This window comes from Pseudomonas sp. SH10-3B, from assembly GCF_019891415.1.
Classification (GTDB): Bacteria; Pseudomonadota; Gammaproteobacteria; order Pseudomonadales; family Pseudomonadaceae; genus Aquipseudomonas.
In genome coordinates this window covers 1-2,934 of sequence record NZ_JAFLXD010000103.1, presented here as the reverse complement: position 1 = coordinate 2,934, position 2,934 = coordinate 1, and the positions used below count along the sequence as shown (strand labels likewise).

The 2,934-nt window shown below is 57.4% G+C and carries 1 protein-coding gene and 1 pseudogene; one reads left to right on the top strand and one right to left on the bottom strand.

All coding sequences use genetic code 11. From position 1 onward, the window contains the following. Nucleotides 1-129: pseudogene (locus J1G35_RS30500) on the bottom strand (LysE family translocator); the annotation flags it as partial. 887 nt (nt 130-1,016) lie between these two features. On the opposite strand from J1G35_RS30500, the gene J1G35_RS30495 reads away from it, so the two are divergent. Then, nucleotides 1,017-2,672: a methyl-accepting chemotaxis protein gene (locus J1G35_RS30495; RefSeq protein ID WP_223016859.1), complete on the top strand. Its 1,656-nt coding sequence runs from the start codon at nt 1,017-1,019 to the stop codon at nt 2,670-2,672. The last annotated feature ends 262 nt before the right edge of the window (nt 2,673-2,934 follow it).

Here is a 2,934-nt window from a genome sequence, read left to right as displayed (position 1 = left end):
GCCGGCGAGGCAGGATGTGCGATAGCCGTAACGGGTGGCGTTGCTCACGGAGAGCAGGTTGTTGGGGCCGGGGGCCATGTTCAGGGCGAAGCAGGCGGGGAGGAAGAGGGCGAGGGTGGCGAGGTCCATGGCGGCTCCGATTTTGGACGGGCGGGGAGCGTCGAGGATAAGGGGAGTGGGGGTGGTTGGACAATGTGCGCGTTGGGGGCGAAAAGATGCCAGTGCGCGTTGAGCAGGTTGGATTTAAAGAGAAGCGGGTACCAGATCGATTCCGGTCAGGGGGATGTGGTTTTCCACTTGCTTGAGTCTGGCTTGATACCTCCATGCTTGGACGGAGCGTTTTCGGCCAAAAGCGGTTAGTTGTCTCTACGAAATTTTGGGCGATTCAGCGTGATCCCTGAGGGCAGCAAGCTTGCTCAAGGAGTTGTGCAATATCTTCATCGGTGTCACGACCATGCACAGCTGTTATGAAAGTGATGCACAAGCTTGTGCAAGATTATTGGCCGGAAGGCGAGACCGCGCTGATGCCTGTCGGCACCAGAAAATAAGGAGATTGATCATGTGGCTCAAAGATGAAACGGCAACAGCCCCTAGCGCAGCGCATGCTCACAATTAGCACGCCCTAGCGCACCCCCATACAAAATACCTGTACAGGAATAGCGCTACGCATTTTTACAGCGTTGTCAGGACTCTATCTGCCCAAAGATGGCCTTGGGCCGTATCGCCGCCAAACGGTAGTCAGCCCGATAGCCAGACCTCTATTTCTCGCGCTTGGCAGAAACCGGAGGTTACTGACCGTTCATCTGGATTGAATGATGTCATGACGACATCATACCAATATAGATGTACAAGACTTGTACAAGATTAAAAACTTGTACAAGTTTCAGTTGGCCAGGAAATAACGCCGCTACTCGTTGCCGTCGAACAAAAGAATACCTGCGCAGGATGCGGACCAAGGGCGAATACATACGCTTGCAGGTGTCCCTAAATTGCTCCTCTCATTACGTAGGTACATCATGCCATCGCACACTCCCCGGCTCTCTACACGGACCAGTCTCTATGCCGGCTATGCCAGCCTGCTCGCGTTTATGCTGCTAATCGCCGCTATCTCGCTGTACGCCCTGGCTAACAGCAATAAGGACTTTTTTCTCTACGTTAATGGCATTGATGCGCGCGCCCGCCTCGCCAACACACTGAACGACGCGGCCGCCCAGCGCGCGATTGCCCTGCGTAACATCGCCTTGAACAGCAATGTCACCGCGAGAGGACAGCAGCGAGGCGCAATTGCCGTCAACGAACAAATGGTGGCCGGCAGCCTCGCCGCGCTACGCCTGGCAATTGATAACCATGATGATGTGTCGCCCAAGGCACGTGAACTGTTCTCAACCATCGAGCAGGTCGAGAGCCGCTACAAACCGGTAGCACACACCATTGCCGAACACCTGTTCAAGGGTGAAAACGACGAGGCCCTGCGCATGGTCAGCGAGCAGTGCACACCCTTACTGGCCGAGTTGACCCAGGCAATTGGCGAATTCCTGCGCTACACCAACCAGAAGGCAGACCTGCAGGTCAGCGAAAATGACGCAAACTATCTGTCACAACGCAACCTGCTGCTCGCCATTACTGCGCTGGCCGTCTTACTGGCAGCGGTACTGGGCTACGTCATCAGCCGCAACCTGCTGCGCGCGCTGGGTGCCGAACCGAGTGAACTCAACCAGCTCGCCCAACGGGTTGCCCAGGGCGATTTGCGCGCTAGCGAGCGTACGATTGAACCACCACAGGCCAGCATAATGGCCGCTCTGCTGAGCATGCAGGAGAACCTGCGGGACATGACCAAGGGCATAAACCTGTCCTCACAGAGCGTGGCCGATTCCAGCCAGGAGCTTAGCCAATCGAGCCTGAGAAACGCCGAAAGCGTGGCCATGGCACAGTGCGAGGTCGAGCAGATCGTCACCGCCGTTCACCAAATGGCCGCCACCGTGCAGGATGTCGCGCGCAATGCCGAATCCGCTGCCAGTGCGGCCAGCGATGCCGATAGCGCGGCCCTGTACAGCCAGCAGAAGGCCAAAGATGCCGTCAAAATGATCGGCGAGCTGGCCGAGACAATCGAACAGTCCAACATGGCCATGGGCCGGCTGAAGAATGAAACCGGCAATATCGGCGGCGTGCTTGAAGTGATCAAGTCGGTGGCCGATCAGACCAACCTGCTGGCCCTCAACGCAGCCATCGAAGCTGCACGTGCTGGCGAGGCTGGACGCGGCTTCGCGGTGGTAGCCGATGAGGTCCGCAGCCTGGCACAGCGTACCCAGAAGGCCACCTCAGAGATTGAGGGGCTGATCGCCAGTCTGCAGAAAATTGCCGACGAGACCTCGCAGCATATGCAACGCTGCAAGAGCTCCAGTGCGCAGTCGGTGTCCGGCGTTTCCGAGGCCGGTGACGCGGTAAGCACGATCGTAACCATGATCGAGCGGATCAACGGCATGAACCACCAAATCGCCGCTGCCGCCGAGCAGCAGAGTACTGTTGCCGAGCAGATCAGCCGGGGCATCGTGACCGTCAGCGAAAGCGCCGAGCAATCCGCTGCAGCCTTCCGCAGCGCTCAGCAGGAAAGCGAAGGACTAGCACGCACCAGCGTGACATTGCGAGAGAACATCTCGCGCTTTCAGCTCTAGGGTCTGTTGCCGTTTCATCGCGAGCCGCGTTGCTGCGAGAAATGTCCCCCGTTTAGCCGCAGTACGCAGGTAATGGTCCGAGTTCTGCAAAAACAGCGGGGCTATTTCCCTAGTAACTCTATGGTCTGACCACAGTTTTGCAATACCTGCCATTTTTGAGCGTCTGCATTTGGCCGATTCTGTTGAAAAAGTAGCTCCCCTGTCTGGCCTGCGGCAAAATCTCCGCATCGGCCAGCAGGGAAGCACGCAGCATGATGGGACA

Excerpts from the sequence above, each read along its gene's own strand:
- J1G35_RS30495 (WP_223016859.1), top strand. The coding sequence starts at position 1,017 with ATGCCATCGCACACTCCCCGGCTCTCTACACGGACCAGTCTCTATGCC.